The organism is Arthrobacter endolithicus (assembly GCF_026627425.1).
Taxonomy (GTDB): domain Bacteria; phylum Actinomycetota; class Actinomycetes; order Actinomycetales; family Micrococcaceae; genus Arthrobacter_M.
Window position 1 is genome coordinate 146,166 of record NZ_JAPNLH010000005.1, and the last position, 16,985, is coordinate 163,150.

The window sequence follows — 16,985 nt, forward strand, 5'->3', positions numbered from 1 at the left end:
GCCAAGTAGTGGCTGCGGCGTGACGTAACGAAGACGTCGGAGCCACTGTTGCTCGTCTAAACTGAGGTCATGACGCAAAGTGTAGGTTTCATCGGATGGCGCGGCATGGTTGGCTCCGTTCTGATGCAGCGCATGCAGGACGAGGGAGATTTTGCCGCTCTTGACCCCGTATTTTTCTCCACCTCCAACGCCGGCGGCCCTGCTCCAGCGTTCGCGGACGGCGCAGGGCCGCTGGAGGACGCCTACGATACGCAGACCCTGGCCAAATTGCCGATCATCGTCACGGCCCAGGGCGGCGACTACACCTCTGACGTCCACTCGCGGCTGCGCGCGGCCGGCTGGGATGGACTGTGGATCGACGCCGCCTCGACGCTGCGGATGCAGGACGATTCGATTGTTGTCCTTGATCCGGTCAACCGGGAGGCCATCGATACGGGGCTGGCCGGTGGCGTCCGCGACTTCATTGGCGGGAACTGCACCGTTTCGTGCATGTTGATGGGCCTTGGCGGCCTTTTCCGTAACGGCTTGGTTCAGTGGGGCACCTCGATGACGTACCAGGCCGCTTCCGGTGGGGGCGCCCGGCATATGCGTGAGCTGCTGAACCAGTTCGGTGCCCTGCAGGGGGCTGTGGCGTCAGAGCTGCAGAACTCCTCGTCCGCGATCTTGGACATTGACCGTGCGGTGCTGGCCGAGCAGCAGAACCCGCAGCTGGATTCTTCCCAATTCGGCGTCCCGCTGGCCGGATCGCTGATCCCCTGGATTGATGCGGATATGGGCAATGGGCAGTCCAAAGAGGAATGGAAGAACGGCGCGGAAACCAACAAGATCCTGGGTACCACCGCTGCGAACCGGGTCCTGATGGACGGACTTTGCGTCAGGATTGGCGCCATGCGCTCGCATTCCCAGGCTCTGACTCTGAAGCTGCGCGAGGACCTTTCGGTATCCGAAATTGAGTCCCTGATCGACGCCGACAATCAGTGGGTCAAGGTCATTCCCAACACCAAGGAAGCGTCCATGCACGGACTCACCCCGGTGGCTGCTTCCGGAACGCTGGACATCCCGGTGGGGCGCATCCGGAAGTTGGAGATGGGTCCGGAATACATCAGTGCGTTCACCGTTGGCGATCAGCTCCTCTGGGGGGCCGCCGAGCCGTTGCGCCGCATGCTGAACATCGCCACCGGAAACCTTTAGCCCGCGGCAAGCGCTACGTTGCCCGGATCATCCTCCGCGCCACTGCTGCCCGCCGGGGCGAGAAAGCGGGCGTAGCCGGCGGTGGCTTTGGCGTAGGCCCGCTGCTGGGCAGGCGAGAGGTCATGGAACAGGGCGGTCTCGACGACAGCGGGCCGGCTTGAGCTCCCGCTCGGGTGCCTGATCCTGCGCCACGTTCCCGCCACCGTGCCGCCGGTGACAACGGTTGGTTTGAACATCCCGTTATTGCCCGGCACGATGAGCGGAGCATGCTCCGCACCCAGAGCCGCGCTACGGTCCTTGTACCCCAGCAGGAACTCGTCAAAGCCCGGTAAGAGCAGCACCGAGCGCGTTCCCGGAAGCTCCCGTCCGGGCCGCAGATCCCGTCCGGTGATCAGATCCGCCGTTTCCCGTGACATCCAGTACTGAGATCCATCCACGTCCATGGGCAGGAGCTGATGCTTGACCGTGTTCAGGCCTTCCGTGGCATCCTTGACCGTGAGCTTAGTCCACCAGCAAAAGTCCTTCACAGTGGCGGGACCATGGCTGTTGAAATACCGCAATACCAGTTCGGCCAGCCCTTCGTCCCGCTCCAGCACACGCGGATGACGTATCCAATTCTCCAGCAGCACGAACTTCTGCGTGTTGCCATCCCTTGGACCCTGCACCAACGTGCCGGTCAGGCTCAGCAGCAACAGCAGGTGAATGCCGCGCTGGTTTTCTGTCGGTTGGCCTGCGCGCCGAAACGCTGCGAAGATTTCGTCTCGGGAAGCGGACGTGGCAGGAATATCGGTGGCCGCGGACACGCAGCCCGGGGAGGCTTCGCTGGCCGGGAGCAGTTCAAACGCGGCGTTGCGCGCGGTCTCGATATCCGCCGTCGTAATTTCCAATTGACGGTGCCGCCCGGCCATCCCGGCAATCATCCGCTCTGAGGTCAGGGCCAGAATCCAGCCAAGGTCCTCCGCCGCACTCAAATGCAGGGTCCCCCGCATCGGCCACGAACGGACAATGTCGCCGGAGTCCAGCGCGGCCCGGACATCCCTCAAAGTTGATCCGGGGACCCGCAGCCCTACGGACCAAAGAGCTCCGGGGAGATCCTGTCCCTGCATGGCCGTCATCCAGCGCACCGCATCGAGCGGCGTACCAAAGGAACTGCCCACCAGGCGTTGGCCGGAGAGCCTGAGCCTGGCGAGCACGGCCGGCGGCACCCGCCGCGTTGGACCTTGCGTCATCTGTTGCATCATAGCCCGGGCCGCGTAAACACGAATCTGAGGTGCCCGGCGACGGGGCCGTTGGGGGGAACGGCCGCATAGCGGGCACCTCAGATGTAAAAAGCGGGACGCCTGGTAGCGGTGCTGTGCTAGCGGGCGGAGCGCATATTCGCGGTGATCGGGCACTCGAACGGATCACGCTGGCCCAGGCCCACCCGGTTCAGGTACTTCATCACGATCATGTAGGACTGCCCCAATGTGGTTTCCGTGTATTTGATGTTGCGCTCGGCGCAGTACTGCCGGACCATCGGCTGCACCAGCTTCAGATTCTTGGAGGACATGGTGGGGAAGAGGTGATGCTCAATCTGGTAATTCAGGCCACCCATGCCCTTGTCGACCCACCAGCCGCCGGAAATGTTGCGGCTCATCAGCGTCTGGCGGCGCATGAAGTCAATCTTGACGTCCTTGGGAACCAGCGGCATTCCCTTGTGGTTTGGCGCAAAGGCGCCGCCGAAATAGACTCCGAAGGTGGCCAGATGCACCACCATGAAGGCCAGGGCGATCCAGGGTCCCATTACGAAGAACGCGGCAACCGGCACCCCGAGCAGCCGAACGGCCAAAAGTGCGATTTCGGCCTTGCGGGCCGGCACTATTTCGTTTTTGTTGAACACCCGGCGGATGGCCGAGATATGCAGGTCCAAGGCCACCAGCGTCAGCAGCGGGAAAAAGAACGAGCCCTGATGGGCAGCAAACCATTTGCCGAAGCCCTTGCGCTGGCCCGCATCTTCCGGATTGAAGATCACGGCCCCGGTGGCGATGTCATCGTCTTTGCCGATCTTGTTCGGATTCGCGTGATGCTTGCCGTGCTTGTTCATCCACCAGCCGTAGCTGAGTCCGACAAAAAGATTCCCGACGATCCGTCCGGTCCATTCGTTTTTCTTGGCTGAGGCGAAGATCTGGCGGTGCGCGGCGTCGTGGGCCAGGAAGCCCGCCTGTCCCAACAGGAAGGAGAAGATAACAGCGGTCAGCAGTTGCCACCAGCTCTGCCCCAGCAGCACAAACATCACGCCCGTGGCGGCGAAGGCCAGACCAAGGCGGATCATCCGCCATGTATACCAGGAGATGTCACGCTTCATCAGACCTGCGGCACGGACCTCCTCGGCCAACGCAATGAAGTCAGTGACATGGCGGTCCCGTGCCGGCCGGGCGGCCCGCGGGGACCGTGCCGGACTCTCAATGGTGGCAGATGACATGTGAATGACCCTTCAAAGATGGATTTCCTAATCTTTCCTCACACTACAGAGCCGGTACCGGGGTGCACATCACCCGCCGGAACCGTCTTGAACCCCTACCACAGTAGGGGGTGCAGCCAGGTTCTAGAGCGAGCAGCCGATCAACAGCGGCTCGGGCTCCAGCGTAATGCCGAACTTCGCCGCCACTCCCGACCGGACAGCCCTTGCCACCGCCAGCACGTCCTGCGTCCGGGCAGTCCCGCGGTTGGTGATGGCCAGAGTGTGTTTGGTGGACAGGCCGGCGCGTCCGTCCGAAACGCTGCCCGGTTCCAGACCGAAACCCTTGGCAAACCCGGCCCGGTCTATCAGCCAGGCGGCGCTGAGCTTCACGAGACCGGCCTCCGGCACGGGATATTTCGGTGCGTCGGCCGGCAGCCGGCGGGCCACGTCCGCCGAGACCTGGGGATTGGTGAAAAATGATCCCGTTGACCAGGTATCGGGGTCGTCGGCATCCAGGACCATGCCTTTGCCGGCCCGCAGGGCCAGCACCTCGCGCCGGACGTCCAGCGCATAGGCCCGTTTGCCGACCTCGACACCGAGCACCCGGGCCAGTTCGGTATACCGGATGGGAGCACTCATCCGGCCCAAGGCCAGCTGAAACTCAACGGCCAGGACGACGTAACGCGGGGATCCCGCCGTCGTACTCTGTTTAAGAATGGAATCCCGGTAGCCGAACTTCAGGTCCGTGTGCGCGAACGTTTGGACCGCGTTCTGCAGCCGGTCCCAGACCCGGACAGATGCGATGGTCTGGGACACGTCCGCGCCGTAGGCTCCGACATTCTGCACCGGTGTGGCACCGGTGAGCCCCGGGATCCCGGAAAGGGCCTCGAGCCCGCTCCACCCGTGCAGTATGGCGGCGTGGACCAGCTCGTCAAAATTGTGGCCGGCCTGCACGACGACGGACACACCGCCGCAGCTGTCCTCGGACTCCACCGTGTACCCGCTGCCCGCAATGCGCAGGACTGTGCCGGGGAAACCGTCATCGGTGATCACCAGATTCGATCCGCCGCCGACGATCAGCAGCGGCTCGCCGCCGTCGTCGGCTGTGCGGACAGCGTCAATAATTTCCTGCTCCGAAAAGGCCTCGGTCAGCGACCCGGCCGGACCGCCGGTACGAAGTGTCGTCAGCGAGCTCAGAAGTTTCTGCTCAGTCAAAGATGTCACGCGTTCAGCCTATCCGCCGCTCACGCCACCTTGACGACTGCCTGCGCCTTGACGAGGACTTTTTGGCCGCCGCTGCTCACCGTCAGGTCCACCCGAGCGGTCGAATGCTCCGCATCGAGGGCGCCGATAACGCCGACGACGGCGATTTGGGCTCCGCCGTCCGAGTCCGGTACCGGAACGGGCCGGGTGAACCGGGTCTGGTAGTCCAGCACGGCGCCCGGATCCCCTGCCCAATCCGTCACCAGCTGGATGGCGGCGCCCATGGTGAACATACCGTGCGCGATCACGCCGGGCAGTTCCACGTCCCGGGCAACCCGGTCGTTGAAGTGAATGGGGTTGAAATCGCCGGAGGCTCCGGCGTAGCGGACCAGGTCCGCTCTGCTGACACTGATGGTGCGGGAGCCGATTTCCTGCCCAAGAGAAAGTGACGAAAAATTCATTACTGCCCCTCTCCCCGGACCAGAATGGCCGATCTCGTCGTCGCCACCGGATCTCCATCGCTGCTGGTGATTTCCGCGCGGGTGCTGATCATGGCTCCGCCGCCCATCGCGCGGACAGTGTCAACGTGCAGGGCAGCCACCAGTTTGTCCCCGGCCACGATCGGCCGGTGATGGGTGAAGCGCTGTTCGGCATGCACCACGCGGGAAAAGTCGATGCCAGAGGCGGGATCCTCGATCAACCGCGCGTCGGCACGCTGCGCCACAATAATGGCGAAGGTAGGGGGTGCCAGCAGATCGGCATGGCCGAGTGCACGGGCCGCTGCAACGTCAAAGTGTGCGGGATGCGTTGCCTTGACCGCGAGCGCGAACTCGCGGATTTTTTCACGGCCCACCTCGTACACCGGACCCGCCGGGTAGCTGCGGCCCTGGAGCTCCGGATTAATACTCATGCTCCAACACTAGCGGGCATTCTTTGTTAGTTCTCGGAGCAGCCGCTTCAGCATGTGGTCATCGTGGCCGCGGCACCAAAAGACGAACGCACCTGCCCCAGCAGCCGCGCCCGTCTGTAACGGGTGCGGGATTGTCAGCCGGGAGAGCGTTCGACGCCCTTCGGGTCCTTGTCCAGTCGCCAGCCACGCCACACCGGATGGCGCAGTCTCCCGGTGCCCGTCCATTCCGTGTATTCCACCTCACCGACCAACCGCGGGGTCACCCAGGTCGCGTCCGCGGCGTCGGCCGCCGGCACGTCCTTGAAGGGGTTTGTTTTGCGGTGCAGGCTGGACAATTCCACCGTCAGCTCCGCCAGCTCGTTGTCACTGAAGCCGCTGCCCACCCGGCCGGCGTACTTCAGGGACCGGCCGTGGGGGATCCCCACCAGCAGCGAACCCACGGCGCCTTCGCGCCGTCCTTTACCCGGCCGCCACCCGCCGACCACCACCTCCTGGGTATGTTGGTGTTTGATTTTAATCCAGCCGGGGCTGCGGGTGCCCGGCTCATACCGGCTGCCGGATTTTTTGGCCAGGATCCCTTCAAGCCCCAGCTCCGAGCTGCTCGCCAGGGCCTGGGCGGGCGAGAGGTCCAGCAGCGGCGAGAGCTGGATGCGGCCTTCGCGGTCCACGGGCAGCACACTCTCCAGCCGGCGGCGGCGCTGAGAGAGATCCTGCCCCGTCAGCCGCTCACCGTCTACAAACAGCAAATCGAAGACCATCAGATGGACGGGGATCTCACGTTGTGCCCGTGCGATGTCCGCAGGTCGCGTGAGCTTCATCCGGCCCTGCAGCAGCCCGAAGTCCGGCCGGCCGGAGGCATTAAGGGCAACAATCTCCCCGTCCAGCACGGCATCGCCGGCAGCCACGAGGTCTGCGAGCTCAGCCAGCTCCGGATAGACAGCACTCATGTCCTTATCATTGCGGCTGGTCAGCGTGACTTTTCCAGCGTGCACCGCCGCTATGGCCCGCACCCCGTCCCACTTCATCTCCAGCAGCCAGTCCTCATCCGCGTCCAGTTCCTGCACGGAGCCTGCCGTTGCCAGCATCGGCGCGATCGACGGGACGGACGCCCGCTTCGCCGGACGCTCAGCGGCCGCGGCCTCCCTGGCAGCCCCAGGCGCCTTGGCAGCCGCGGGCTCCTGAGCAACCGTAGGTTGGTCCTTCATCAAATGGATCAACCAGTTATTCTCTGCCCTGCCGTTGCCGCCGGTATGAATCAGGGCATATTTACGCACGCCTCCCAACCCGCCGTCCGGCCGACCGGTGAGTGTGGCAATGACCTCCTTACCGTCCCGCCATTTTTCTTCCTGATAACTGCCCGCATCCCAAAGAGTGACCTCGCCGCCGCCATATTGGCCCTTGGGAATAGTCCCCTCGAAGGAGCCGTATTCGAGCGGATGATCCTCCGTCTGGACGGCCAGATGGTTCTTCCCCGCCGATTCCGGCACACCCTTGGGCAGCGCCCACGAGACCAGGACCCCATCACGCTCCAGCCGGAAATCCCAGTGCAATCGGCTGGCATGGTGCTCCTGGATAACAAAGCTGCGCCCTTCGGTGGCGACAGCCCTTTCGGCAGGCACAGGTTCGGGAGTCTGGCCGGGATCACGCATGCTGCGGTATGTGACCAGCCGGTCCGCCGCGTCGGCCGCCTTCCCCTGCGTAACAGCAGCGGTTCCCGGCTGTTCCGCCAGCGGCGCCATCGGATCGGAGCGCTTCTTGATCCGTCGCAGCACTTCCCTGTAGTCCAACTGAGCCAGCGCTGGTGCCGCCAGCTCCCGCCAGGAACGCGGGTAGGCGACCATTGGCTGCAACATGCCCCGCAGCGAGTACGGCGCAATGGTGGTCTTTGCCGCGTTGTTCTGGCTCCAGTCCACTAGGACCTTGCCCCGGCGCAGGGATTTCTTCATGTCACTGACCACCAGGTCGGGATGGTCGGCCTCCAGCGCTCGTGCCAGCTCATGGGCAAAAGCGGAAATTTCATCCGACGTTCGCGTGCCGTCCAGCCCGGCGTAGAGGTGGATACCCTTGCTGCCGCTGGTCACGGGCACGGGGACCAATCCAATATCGCTCAGAATCGCGCGGGCAAGCTTTGCCACCTGCACACATTCGGCCAGCCCTGTTCCCTCCCCCGGATCCAGATCCAGCACCAGCCGGTCCGGGTTCTCCGCGTCGCCGTCGGGCCCGAAACGCCACTGCGGCACGTGGATTTCCAGCGCTGCAATCTGCCCCAGCCAGGTCAGCGTTGCGGCATCGTTGACCAAGGGATAGCCATTCGTATGTTCCTTGTGCTCGATGCTGCCGCGGGGAATCCAATCCGGGGCAGAGTCCTCGAGATTCTTCTGGAAGAACACCTGGCCCGGATGTTCTTCCGTGCCGACTCCATGAACCCACCGTTTCCTTGTGGCCGGCCTGTCCTTCGCCGACGCAATCAGCAGCGGTGCCACCTCGGAGTAATAAGCGATCACGTCGCCCTTGGTGGTCCCGGTTTTCGGATATAACACCTTGTCCAGATTCGTCAGCGTGAGCCTGCGACCGTTGACGTTCACTACCTGCTTATTCGGATTTTTGTCCCGCGCCGGGTCCTGGGGAGGTGTCATGCCCCCAGCTTTACCTGAAAAATGGGTGAAAGCTAGCATTGCTCAGTAGGCGTAGTGTTCACTGGTCAGATGAGGTCTATCTGGAAAGGCGCCGTTGCGTTCGGCCTGGTCAATGTTCCGGTGAAGGTCTACAGCGCGACGCAGGACCACGATGTGAGCCTGCATCAGGTCCACGATGCCGACGGCGGCCGGATCCGCTACCAGCGCCGTTGTGAGGTCTGCGGAGAAGTGGTCGATTACGCCCACATCGATAAGGCGTACGACGACGGCGACCGCACCGTTGTGCTGACGGACGAGGACCTCGCGTCCCTGCCCCAGGAGCGCAGCCGGGAGATCGAGGTGGTTCAGTTCGTGCCCAGCGACGCACTTGATCCGATCATGTTTGATCGCAGCTACTACCTGGAGCCCGACTCCAAATCACCCAAAGCGTATGTGTTGCTGCGCCGGACGCTCGAAGACACGGACCGGACCGCCATCGTAAAGTTCGCCCTGCGGCAGAAAACCAGGCTGGGCGCCCTTCGAGTGCGTGAGGACGTCCTAATGCTGCAGTCACTGTTATGGGAGGACGAGGTCCGGGCGGCCGATTTCCCGGCGCTGCGCGACGACGTAAGGATTTCTGCCAGAGAGAAGGAAATGTCTGCCGCTCTGGTGGACTCCTTCTCCGGAGATTTCACCCCGGAGGAATATACCGACGAGTACCAGGAACAGCTGCACATCCTGATTGAGGCCAAGCTGGCCAAGGGTGATGCGCTGGACACCGACGCCACCTTCGGGGAAAGTGAAGAAACCGAACCGGGCCAGGTCCTTGATCTCATGGAGGCTTTGAAACGCAGTGTGGAACGCAACCGCAAGTCCCAACCAGCTGTTGACCGGAAGACGACCGAGTCCGCTGCCGCAAAGAAGCCCGCCGCAGGAAAAAAAACCGCAGGAAAAGAGCCTGCAGCCAAGAGTTCTGCGGACAAACAAGCGAAGCGCAAGGGTGCCTAGTCCCCGCCCCCACGGGGCTCTTCGCGGCGGGCGCTTCGGATGCGGGAGTTTCCGATGAACGGCTCCGAGCAGCCCTTCTCCGAGCAGCCAAACTCAGGGCATCCATCGATGCAGCCGGTCCGTTTGGCACCGGAGTCCGATTCCTCCGCCCCGTGGCTGCCTGAATTGCGCACTATTGCCGCCCGGGCGCTCGAATGTGCGGGCGGGATAGAGCCGGCCCTGGCTCTTGCCATTCGTCTGGGCCAGGAACTCCCCTATCCGATGGAGGGCCGGACCCTGCAGCTCTGGGAATCACTTGCAACGGTGGGCGCCTGCAATCTTTCCGTCGGCAGAACCATTGAGCCGCATCTGGATGCCGTCAGCATCCTTCACCAGGCCCGGCAGCAATCTCCGTCCGAGGAGCTTCAGGCGCTGGCTGTGGCCGAGAAAAGTTGCTGGGGAGTCTTTGCTGCCGAGGGCAGAGACCATAATTTGCGGGCGCACCGGCACGGAAACGGCTGGGTCCTCACCGGGACGAAGCCATGGTGCTCCCTGGCCGGACGCCTCACCCATGCAATTGTCACAGCCCGCACTGATAATGCGCGACGGGCCTTCGCGGTAAATCTGAAGGATCCGGGAGTGAGCGCCGCTGCGGCCGGCTGGGTGGCGCTGGGCCTGCCGGACGTTGCCAGTGGACCGGTTTCTTTTGAGCAGGTGCCCGCAGTTCCGGTCGGCGCACCCGGCTGGTATCTCGACAGGCCCGGTTTTGCCTGGGGCGGGACAGGAGTGGCGGCGCTCTGGTTCGGGGCCGCGACGGCGGTCGCCCGCCGCGTCTACGCCCACTGCGCCGGCCGAGAGCCGGACCAGATCGCAATGCTGCAGCTGGGCCTGGTCGACGGCCACCTGACAGCTGCGCGCACTGCACTGGCCCTGGCAGCGCGGCAGGCCGACAGCGGCGGCCATCCCGGCAGTGTCTCCCTGTCAGCGGCCCGCGCCCGTGCCGCCGTCGTCCATGCGTCGGAGTCAATTCTTGAACTCGCCTCTCACGCCATGGGCCCGGAACCGCTGGCCTTCGACGCTGACCATGCAGCCCGGGTGGCGGACCTGACCGTGTATCTTCGCCAGGATCACGCCGAACGTTCGATTGCGGCGATCGGCCAGCAGCTACTGGCACCGGGGCGGCTGCCGTGGTGACCTTCAGCCACCTCGACGACGGCACGGCCGAACGCCTCTGGCGCGGCTCGGAACGGCTCGGCGCCACACCGGAGCTCAGTCTTTACCTGCGACGCTTCAGCAAGCTGGTGCTCGTTTCCGCCCATCCCGACGACGAAACGCTGGCCGCTGCCGGTCTGCTGCAGCGTGCTGCCCGGCACGGTCTGACGATCCAGCTGCTGCTTGCCACCGACGGGGAGGCGTCGCATCCGGAGTCCAGCACGCACACACCCGGTCAATTGGCAGCCGTCAGGGGCGCGGAGCTCGATCATGCGATGGGTATGCTTGCGCCGGCGGCGAAAATCCGCCGGCTTGGGATCCCGGACGGTCGGATCGCGGACTCCCGGGAGTTGCTGAAGCAGGCGATATTGGCAGAATGCGCGGCGGCTCCCGATCCGGCGGGCGCCGACGCCCCGGAGACCGGAGCCGAGCACGAAGCGGAACGAGCAGCCGAACACGGGCAGACCTTGATCGTGGCCCCCTGGCGCGCGGACGGGCACACGGACCACGACGCCGCCGGCGAGGCGGCCGCCGCCGCCGCGGCCGAAAGCGGCAGCACGCTGCTGGAATATCCCGTCTGGCTCTGGCATTGGGGCACGCCGGATTCCTCCCGGGTCCCGTGGTCCTCCATGCGCCGGCTGACCCTGGCGGCAGCGGATATGGCCGGGAAGGAACGCGCCATCACTTGCCATTACAGCCAGAATTCGCCGCTGTCCGACCTGCCGGGCGATGAAACTCTGCTCTGCGCCGAAATGATCAGCCACTTCCGCCGCCCATACGAGATTTTCATCGATGCGGCCGGCTCCATGCTTCCCGACGGTGACGAGCGGGTGCAGTGGGCACAGGCACAGTTTGATGCCGTTCATCAGGATCTGGCCGAACCATGGTCCGCACCCGAGGCTTGGTACGAGGAACGCAAACGGCTGCTCACCGTCGCCGCTCTGCCCGCACGCGAGTACGTTTCCGCGCTGGAGATCGGTTGTTCCACCGGGGTGCTCACCCGGGATCTGGCGCAGCGCTGCCGACGCATATTGGCCGTGGATCTGAGCACGGAAGCGGTTAAAACCGCAGCCCGGCGCAACGCAGACCTGCCCGGGGTAAAGACAATGCAGCTCGCGGTTCCCGGCCAATGGCCCCAGGATTCCTTCGACCTGATCGCACTTTCCGAGGTCGGCTACTACCTGGACCGCGGCACGCTGCTGAAAACGCTGGACCTGATGCTTGGCTCACTGGCCCCCGGGGGGACAGTGGTGGCATGCCATTGGCGGCATCAGATCACCGGATGGCCGCTGGATGGAGATGCGGTGCACGATTTCCTGCGCAGCGACGGACGGTTGAAGTCACAGGGCATCTACACCGAGGAGGACTTCATTTTGGAGGTCTTCACCGTTGCGCAGGATGGCCGGTAATGCGCCGCCCGCTGGAGCGGTTGGCCGTCGTCGTTCCGGCGCGCAACGAGGAGCGGCTGCTGCCGCACTGTCTTACGGCTATTGAGAAAGCCGCCGCCCACTTGCACCGCGAGCGCCCGGCGGTCGCTGTCAGTGTCACCGTGGTGCTGGACCGCACAACTGACGGATCTGCCGCCGTCGTCCACCGTTATCCGCTGGCCGCGGCGCTGCACAGCGAGGCCGGACAAGTCGGCGCAGCCCGCAACCTCGGGATCCGGGACGCGCTTGGAAGCGGTGGGCGCGAGGCGACGTGGATCGCCAATACCGACGCGGACAGCGTGGTCCCGCGGAACTGGCTGCTGGTCCAGGCGGAAGCGGCGGCACAGGGCTGGGACGTGCTGGCCGGAACCGTCCAGCCGGATACCTCGGAGCTCACGCAGGAGCAGTTGGTCCGATGGTTTGGCACGCATACCCTGCGGGAAGGACACGGGCACATCCACGGGGCAAATCTCGGATTCCACGCGGATGCGTACCTGCGCCTGGGCGGTTTTGAGGATGTACCGTTGCACGAGGACCGCAATTTTGTCCTTGCCGCCGGCGCGGCCGGGCTGCGGATCCGCAGCACCGATGCCGGCAGGGTCAGGACCTCGGCCCGCACGCAGAGCCGCGTGCAGGGAGGTTTTGCGGACTACCTTGCACGCCAGGTTTTTGCGCCGGCCCTGGGCCCCCCGGCGACGGGTAGGGTCACGGCTCATACCCAGGCCTGAAAGGAGCACCACGGGCAGGTCAGTCAACGAAGCGACGGCACCGCCCGGAGCGCCTGCACCCAATGTCCGGTCTGATGGCCGTTGGCCGGACAGTCATTGTCCACAAGGTGGCCAGCGGCGCGGACGTGGCCCAATCCGGCTGCCGGCTGCCGTCGTCGCGATCAGTTTCTTCGCGGTCGGCATCAAATTCTCCCTGATCACCCCCGGTATGGCCTACGGCGTCGCACGGGACGGTGCTACGGCCGGCCTGCGGCGACCGCCTCCGTCACGGCGCGCAGCAGGGCCGGATCGCCGAGGACGCGGAAATGTCCCTTCGCAGCAAGCCGGATGTTAGTGCCGCCCGTCAGCCGTCCTCCACCGGGGATATGCGGATCGAAACTGCTGTAGATCGCCGTGATCCTGGCATTGACTTCCAGGTTGGTCGCTAATGTGAGCAGCAGCGAATCGTTGGGCGAGAAGGCCCGGATGGCGCGCGTCGGCGCGTATTTGGCGTACGCGGAGCCGGAAAAGGGCGTGTTGATGGCGACCATTGCGCTCACCCGCTCTGCCGCCGTCGTGCCGGCCATCAGGGATTTGCCGACGAGACCGCCCTTGCTGTGCGCGACGAGGACGACGTTTCCCAGGTCCTGCTCCAGCAGGTAGTTCTCCACCAGCGCGGCCATGGCAGGGATGGTGCCACGGTTGTAGCCCAGGCCTGCCACTACATGCACGGGATGGCCCGCCGCGTGCAATCTGTTCGCTACTGGTCGCAGGAATCGCCAGTTTTCGTAGATCCCGGGGATCAGCAGCACCGGGGCGGCATCCGGATGTACGTCACGCAAGAGTTTCCCAGCCGGATCCCGGACAAAGAAACCATAGAGCTGCCAGAACGCCACATACAGGTAGTCCAAAACCCAGGCCCAGGCCTTTGTCCCCAATTGCCTCATGCCGGGTCCCGGAGTGAACGGACGTGGGCGGCCACCTCTGCCGGTCTGCGATACATCAGAATGTGGCCTTCGCCGGCTATTTCCGCCGCCTCGGCCACCGGGCAGCGTGCCACCAACTCGTCGAGCCAGGCACGCGGCGCAATCGAGTCCCGTGCGCCACGCATAATCAGTACCGGAGTATGCACCTCAGCAATGGCTTCTTCGAGCGCATAGCCGAGCATAAAAGGCAGCGTTGCGAGGTACCAGGGCGGCCGGCAGCGGAAGGCATAATCGGAAAGAACCACTACATTTGCAGCCATCGGTTCCCGAAAGGTGTCCTGCAGCAACCGCAGACCCTGCCGCCAGGCGGTGCGCTCGTGGCGGTTGACGCACGGGCCCATCAGCACGGCTGCCGGGACCGACGCGCGCTGCCGCAGCATTTCCACCGTTACTTGGCAGCCCATCGAATGTCCGACCAGAATCGGCTGGGAAACGTTCAACAGGTCCAGGCAGCCCCAGACCCACCCCGCATAGTCCTCCATGGACAAGGGCCGCGACGGCTGAGGAGCCTTGCCGAAGCCGGGGAGATCAATCGAGTGAACGGTGCCAGCAGTGGAGAGTTCCCGGGCAAGCGGTTCGAAATACCGCGAAGACATCCCGATGCCGTGAATCAGGACGAAGGTATCCGGACCCGATCCGAGGGTATGCGTCACCCCGGTCGCGCCGTCAACGACGAGCGTCCGGGACAGCGGTTTGGCGTGCGGCTTTACTTGCGGTTTGGCGTGCGGCATATGGCGGCGCCCTTTTGTCGACATACAAACAACTCTTGCTTACGCCGCCGCCACCGGCAAGTGGCTTGCTCCGCTTTGCCGCCGCTGGCAGAGCCGATGGCCATTGCTGAACGACGGATACAGGCACGGGTGACGGATATGTCTACCGAAACACGCTGGCCGCACTTTGCCGAAGCGCAAAAGACGGAACAACCAGCGGTGAACTCCCCCGCCGGCTCAGCACTGACGCGGCCGGTGAACTCCCCCCGCCGACTGCCCTTTAAGCAGCCGGACCACGTGCAGCAAATTCCCCGTGGCTGCCTCTTCCCCGCGGTCCTGCTGCCCGTGTGGGCCGCCAAATAGCGCTGCGTTGTAGTACAGACCATCGCCGATCAGCAGGATCGCCCGCGCAATGCCCGCATCGCGGACCTCGTCGCAGATCAATTCCATCCATCTACTCTGCATGGCCGTGAACGCCTCGCTGACCTGAGGCTCCTGTCCCTGTGCCAGCCGGGTCGCCGCCACCAGCGTTCGATCAAATGCTGTTCCCGCGAAAACGGACGTCCGGATGTAGTATTCCGCCGGCCCCTCCGGAGCTTCGCGCATCTTAGCGAAGTCGGCGTCCGCCAATTCGCTGAGCTTGTGGATCAGACCAGTGGTTAAGGCGTCGCGGCTCTTGAAATGGTACAGCAGGCCGCCTTTGGAAACGCCGGCAGCGGCAGCGACTGCGTCCAGCGTTGCAGCACGTCCGCCCTCGTCGATCAGAAGTGTCTCAAAGGCAAGCAGTATTCGCTCACGGGCCGAGGGCTGATTAGGCATGCGGTCCACTCTACCGTCGCTGGCATATACACTCAACCGTCCAGACGGTATACTCAACAGTCCAGACGGTATAGACTCTGAAGGATCTTTCGAATCTAAGGAAATACGCACCATGTCATGGAGTACCGATGATCCCGCATTGACGGTTCCAGCAGCAACCGTCGCCAGTCAGCCGGTGAAAGCCGGCCGCCGCGCATGGCTCGCCCTGGCGGTGCTGATGCTTCCCGTGCTTTTGGTCTCGGTCGACAACACGGTGCTCAGCTTCGCGGTCCCCGCAATTTCGCTGGCGTTGAACCCGGTGGCAACGGACCTTCTGTGGATCATCGATATTTACCCGCTAATCCTTGCCGGCCTGCTGGTACCGATGGGCAGCCTGGCGGACCGGTTCGGGCGCCGGAGAATGCTGATGATCGGCAGCCTCGGCTTTGCCGCCGTGTCGGTCGTCGCCGCCTTCGCCCCTACCGCTGCAGCCCTGATCGGATGCCGCGCACTGCTTGGTCTCTTCGGCGCCATGCTGATGCCCTCCACGCTGTCCCTGATCCGCAACATTTTCACCGATCCGGGCCAACGCCGCATCGCCATCGCTGTCTGGGCGGCAGGATTCTCCGGCGGCGCCGCGATGGGGCCGCTGCTGGGCGGGGTGCTGCTGGACCACTTCTGGTGGGGATCGGTCTTCCTGCTCTGCATCCCGACGCTCATTCCGCTGCTCATCCTCGCGCCACTGTGCATCCCGGAGTCCCGAGACCCAGCGCCGGGCATGATCGATCCATTGAGCATTGCGCTGTCCTTCGGGACCATGGTTCCGCTGATTTACGGGATCAAGGCGCTGGCAACGGAGGGTCTGGGGCTCGGTTCCCTGCTGCCCGTGCTGGCCGGTCTGGCCCTCGGCTTCCTCTTTGTCCGCCGCCAATTGCGCCAGCGGAATCCGATGCTGGACGTACGGCTGTTCCGCAGCCCTGTTTTCAGCGGAGCCGTTGCCGCGAATCTGCTGAGCATTTTTTCACTGGTGGGCTTCTTGTACTTCGTCGCTCAGCATCTGCAGCTAGTGGTTGGGCAATCCCCTACCCGCGCCGGGCTGACGCTGCTGCCGGGGCTCATCATCTCCATCGTCACCGGCCTGCTCGTGGTCCGGTTGGCCCGTCGGATCCGGCCGGCCTACCTGGTAGCGGCTGGCCTGCTGCTGAACGCCGCGGGGTATCTGACCGTGTTGCTGAACAGCTCGGGTTCCGGAGACGGGCTATTGCTCGCGTTTGTCCTTCTCGGCGCCGGGGTCGGCATGTCGGAAACCATCTCCAATGACCTGATTCTTGCCACGGCCCCCGCTACCACAGCAGGTGCTGCGTCGGCCATCTCCGAAACGGCGTACGAGGTGGGCGCCGTGCTGGGGACGGCCGTGCTGGGTAGCCTCCTGGCCGCGGCCTATCGCCTCCACGTCTTAGTCCCGGATTCGCTGTCGGCTGCGGCCCAGCAGGACGCCGGGCAGACGCTCGGCGGGGCCATCAACGCCGCGGCCACGATGCCCGTCGGACCGGCAGGGGAACTTCTCGCCTCGGCCCGGCACGCGTTCGATTCGGGTGCTGGCCTCGTCGCCGTCGTGGGCATGGTTCTGATGCTCGCCGCAGCCGCGATGTCGATCCTGACGTTGCGCAGCGTCAGAAGCAGCTGACGGTCGACGGCGGCGCGTACCCGCCGTCGACGTCGTGGCTATAGCCGCCTGCAACCTGCGTGCCGCCCGTCAACGCCTGCGCATCCCCCCGCTGGAACGCGCATGTTGCTCC

The 16,985-nt window shown here is 64.4% G+C and carries 15 protein-coding genes; 6 read left to right on the top strand and 9 right to left on the bottom strand.

The genetic code is table 11. The features are described 5' to 3' along the window. Nucleotides 1-69 precede the first annotated feature (69 nt). Nucleotides 70-1,191 (top strand): aspartate-semialdehyde dehydrogenase, encoded by a 1,122-nt coding sequence (gene asd, locus OS914_RS06280; protein ID WP_267545197.1) that lies wholly within the window; start codon nucleotides 70-72, stop codon nucleotides 1,189-1,191. Here the strand turns inward: asd and OS914_RS06285 are convergent. The 6 genes from OS914_RS06285 to OS914_RS06310 form a co-directional block, all read right to left on the bottom strand. After that, nucleotides 1,188-2,420: a winged helix DNA-binding domain-containing protein gene (locus tag OS914_RS06285; protein ID WP_267545198.1), complete on the bottom strand. Its 1,233-nt coding sequence runs from the start codon at nucleotides 2,418-2,420 to the stop codon at nucleotides 1,188-1,190. The two genes, asd and OS914_RS06285, sit on opposite strands and share 4 nt — an antisense overlap. A 128-nt stretch (nucleotides 2,421-2,548) precedes the next feature. Further along, nucleotides 2,549-3,652: a fatty acid desaturase family protein gene (locus tag OS914_RS06290; protein WP_267545199.1), complete on the bottom strand. Its 1,104-nt coding sequence runs from the start codon at nucleotides 3,650-3,652 to the stop codon at nucleotides 2,549-2,551. 123 nt (nucleotides 3,653-3,775) lie between these two features. Beyond that, nucleotides 3,776-4,846 (bottom strand): UDP-N-acetylmuramate dehydrogenase, encoded by a 1,071-nt coding sequence (locus OS914_RS06295; RefSeq protein ID WP_267545273.1) that lies wholly within the window; start codon nucleotides 4,844-4,846, stop codon nucleotides 3,776-3,778. Nucleotides 4,847-4,875: 29 nt separating this feature from the next. After that, entirely contained in the window at nucleotides 4,876-5,295 is a 420-nt protein-coding gene (locus OS914_RS06300) for a MaoC family dehydratase (RefSeq protein WP_267545200.1), read from the bottom strand. After that, the gene (locus tag OS914_RS06305) at nucleotides 5,295-5,744 is read right to left on the bottom strand and encodes a MaoC family dehydratase N-terminal domain-containing protein (protein ID WP_267545201.1); all 450 of its coding nucleotides are present in this window, start codon (nucleotides 5,742-5,744) and stop codon (nucleotides 5,295-5,297) included. Before OS914_RS06305 ends, OS914_RS06300 begins: the two co-directional genes overlap by 1 nt. A 134-nt stretch (nucleotides 5,745-5,878) precedes the next feature. Next, the gene (locus OS914_RS06310) at nucleotides 5,879-8,380 is read right to left on the bottom strand and encodes an ATP-dependent DNA ligase (RefSeq protein ID WP_267545202.1); all 2,502 of its coding nucleotides are present in this window, start codon (nucleotides 8,378-8,380) and stop codon (nucleotides 5,879-5,881) included. A gap of 69 nt (nucleotides 8,381-8,449) precedes the next feature. On the opposite strand from OS914_RS06310, the gene ku reads away from it, so the two are divergent. The 4 genes from ku to OS914_RS06330 are packed head-to-tail and all read left to right on the top strand — an operon-like array spanning nucleotide 8,450 to nucleotide 12,713. Next, on the top strand, nucleotides 8,450-9,367 hold the full coding sequence (gene ku, locus OS914_RS06315) for a non-homologous end joining protein Ku (RefSeq protein WP_267545203.1): 918 nt from the start codon (nucleotides 8,450-8,452) through the stop codon (nucleotides 9,365-9,367). A 54-nt stretch (nucleotides 9,368-9,421) separates the two neighbouring features. Further along, complete coding sequence (locus tag OS914_RS06320) at nucleotides 9,422-10,540, top strand: acyl-CoA dehydrogenase family protein (RefSeq protein ID WP_267545204.1); 1,119 nt, start codon at nucleotides 9,422-9,424, stop codon at nucleotides 10,538-10,540. Then, entirely contained in the window at nucleotides 10,534-11,967 is a 1,434-nt protein-coding gene (locus tag OS914_RS06325; protein WP_267545205.1) for a bifunctional PIG-L family deacetylase/class I SAM-dependent methyltransferase, read from the top strand. Before OS914_RS06320 ends, OS914_RS06325 begins: the two co-directional genes overlap by 7 nt. After that, complete coding sequence (locus tag OS914_RS06330) at nucleotides 11,967-12,713, top strand: glycosyltransferase family 2 protein (RefSeq protein WP_267545206.1); 747 nt, start codon at nucleotides 11,967-11,969, stop codon at nucleotides 12,711-12,713. Before OS914_RS06325 ends, OS914_RS06330 begins: the two co-directional genes overlap by 1 nt. Before the next feature lie 236 nt (nucleotides 12,714-12,949). Here the strand turns inward: OS914_RS06330 and OS914_RS06335 are convergent, their stop codons facing one another. The 3 genes from OS914_RS06335 to OS914_RS06345 form a co-directional block, all read right to left on the bottom strand. After that, entirely contained in the window at nucleotides 12,950-13,639 is a 690-nt protein-coding gene (locus OS914_RS06335; RefSeq protein ID WP_267545207.1) for an esterase/lipase family protein, read from the bottom strand. Continuing rightward, nucleotides 13,636-14,433, bottom strand: coding sequence for an alpha/beta fold hydrolase (locus OS914_RS06340; RefSeq protein WP_267545208.1), 798 nt, complete (start codon nucleotides 14,431-14,433; stop codon nucleotides 13,636-13,638). Before OS914_RS06340 ends, OS914_RS06335 begins: the two co-directional genes overlap by 4 nt. 192 nt (nucleotides 14,434-14,625) lie before the next feature. Continuing rightward, nucleotides 14,626-15,207 (bottom strand): TetR/AcrR family transcriptional regulator, encoded by a 582-nt coding sequence (locus tag OS914_RS06345; RefSeq protein ID WP_267545209.1) that lies wholly within the window; start codon nucleotides 15,205-15,207, stop codon nucleotides 14,626-14,628. Nucleotides 15,208-15,319: 112 nt separating this feature from the next. On the opposite strand from OS914_RS06345, the gene OS914_RS06350 reads away from it, so the two are divergent. After that, nucleotides 15,320-16,873, top strand: coding sequence for an MFS transporter (locus OS914_RS06350; RefSeq protein WP_267545210.1), 1,554 nt, complete (start codon nucleotides 15,320-15,322; stop codon nucleotides 16,871-16,873). The last annotated feature ends 112 nt before the right edge of the window (nucleotides 16,874-16,985 follow it).

What these genes read in the sequence shown, in the direction of transcription:
- OS914_RS06330 (WP_267545206.1), top strand. Translation starts at nt 11,967, where the DNA reads ATGCGCCGCCCGCTGGAGCGGTTGGCCGTCGTCGTTCCGGCGCGCAAC.
- ku (WP_267545203.1), top strand. Translation starts at nt 8,450, where the DNA reads ATGAGGTCTATCTGGAAAGGCGCCGTTGCGTTCGGCCTGGTCAATGTT.
- asd (WP_267545197.1), top strand. Translation starts at nt 70, where the DNA reads ATGACGCAAAGTGTAGGTTTCATCGGATGGCGCGGCATGGTTGGCTCC.
- OS914_RS06285 (WP_267545198.1), bottom strand. Translation starts at nt 2,420, where the DNA reads ATGACGCAAGGTCCAACGCGGCGGGTGCCGCCGGCCGTGCTCGCCAGG.
- OS914_RS06305 (WP_267545201.1), bottom strand. Translation starts at nt 5,744, where the DNA reads ATGAGTATTAATCCGGAGCTCCAGGGCCGCAGCTACCCGGCGGGTCCG.
- OS914_RS06345 (WP_267545209.1), bottom strand. Translation starts at nt 15,207, where the DNA reads ATGCCTAATCAGCCCTCGGCCCGTGAGCGAATACTGCTTGCCTTTGAG.
- OS914_RS06335 (WP_267545207.1), bottom strand. Translation starts at nt 13,639, where the DNA reads ATGAGGCAATTGGGGACAAAGGCCTGGGCCTGGGTTTTGGACTACCTG.
- OS914_RS06320 (WP_267545204.1), top strand. Translation starts at nt 9,422, where the DNA reads ATGAACGGCTCCGAGCAGCCCTTCTCCGAGCAGCCAAACTCAGGGCAT.
- OS914_RS06340 (WP_267545208.1), bottom strand. Translation starts at nt 14,433, where the DNA reads ATGTCGACAAAAGGGCGCCGCCATATGCCGCACGCCAAACCGCAAGTA.
- OS914_RS06290 (WP_267545199.1), bottom strand. Translation starts at nt 3,652, where the DNA reads ATGTCATCTGCCACCATTGAGAGTCCGGCACGGTCCCCGCGGGCCGCC.
- OS914_RS06300 (WP_267545200.1), bottom strand. Translation starts at nt 5,295, where the DNA reads ATGAATTTTTCGTCACTTTCTCTTGGGCAGGAAATCGGCTCCCGCACC.
- OS914_RS06310 (WP_267545202.1), bottom strand. Translation starts at nt 8,380, where the DNA reads ATGACACCTCCCCAGGACCCGGCGCGGGACAAAAATCCGAATAAGCAG.
- OS914_RS06350 (WP_267545210.1), top strand. Translation starts at nt 15,320, where the DNA reads ATGTCATGGAGTACCGATGATCCCGCATTGACGGTTCCAGCAGCAACC.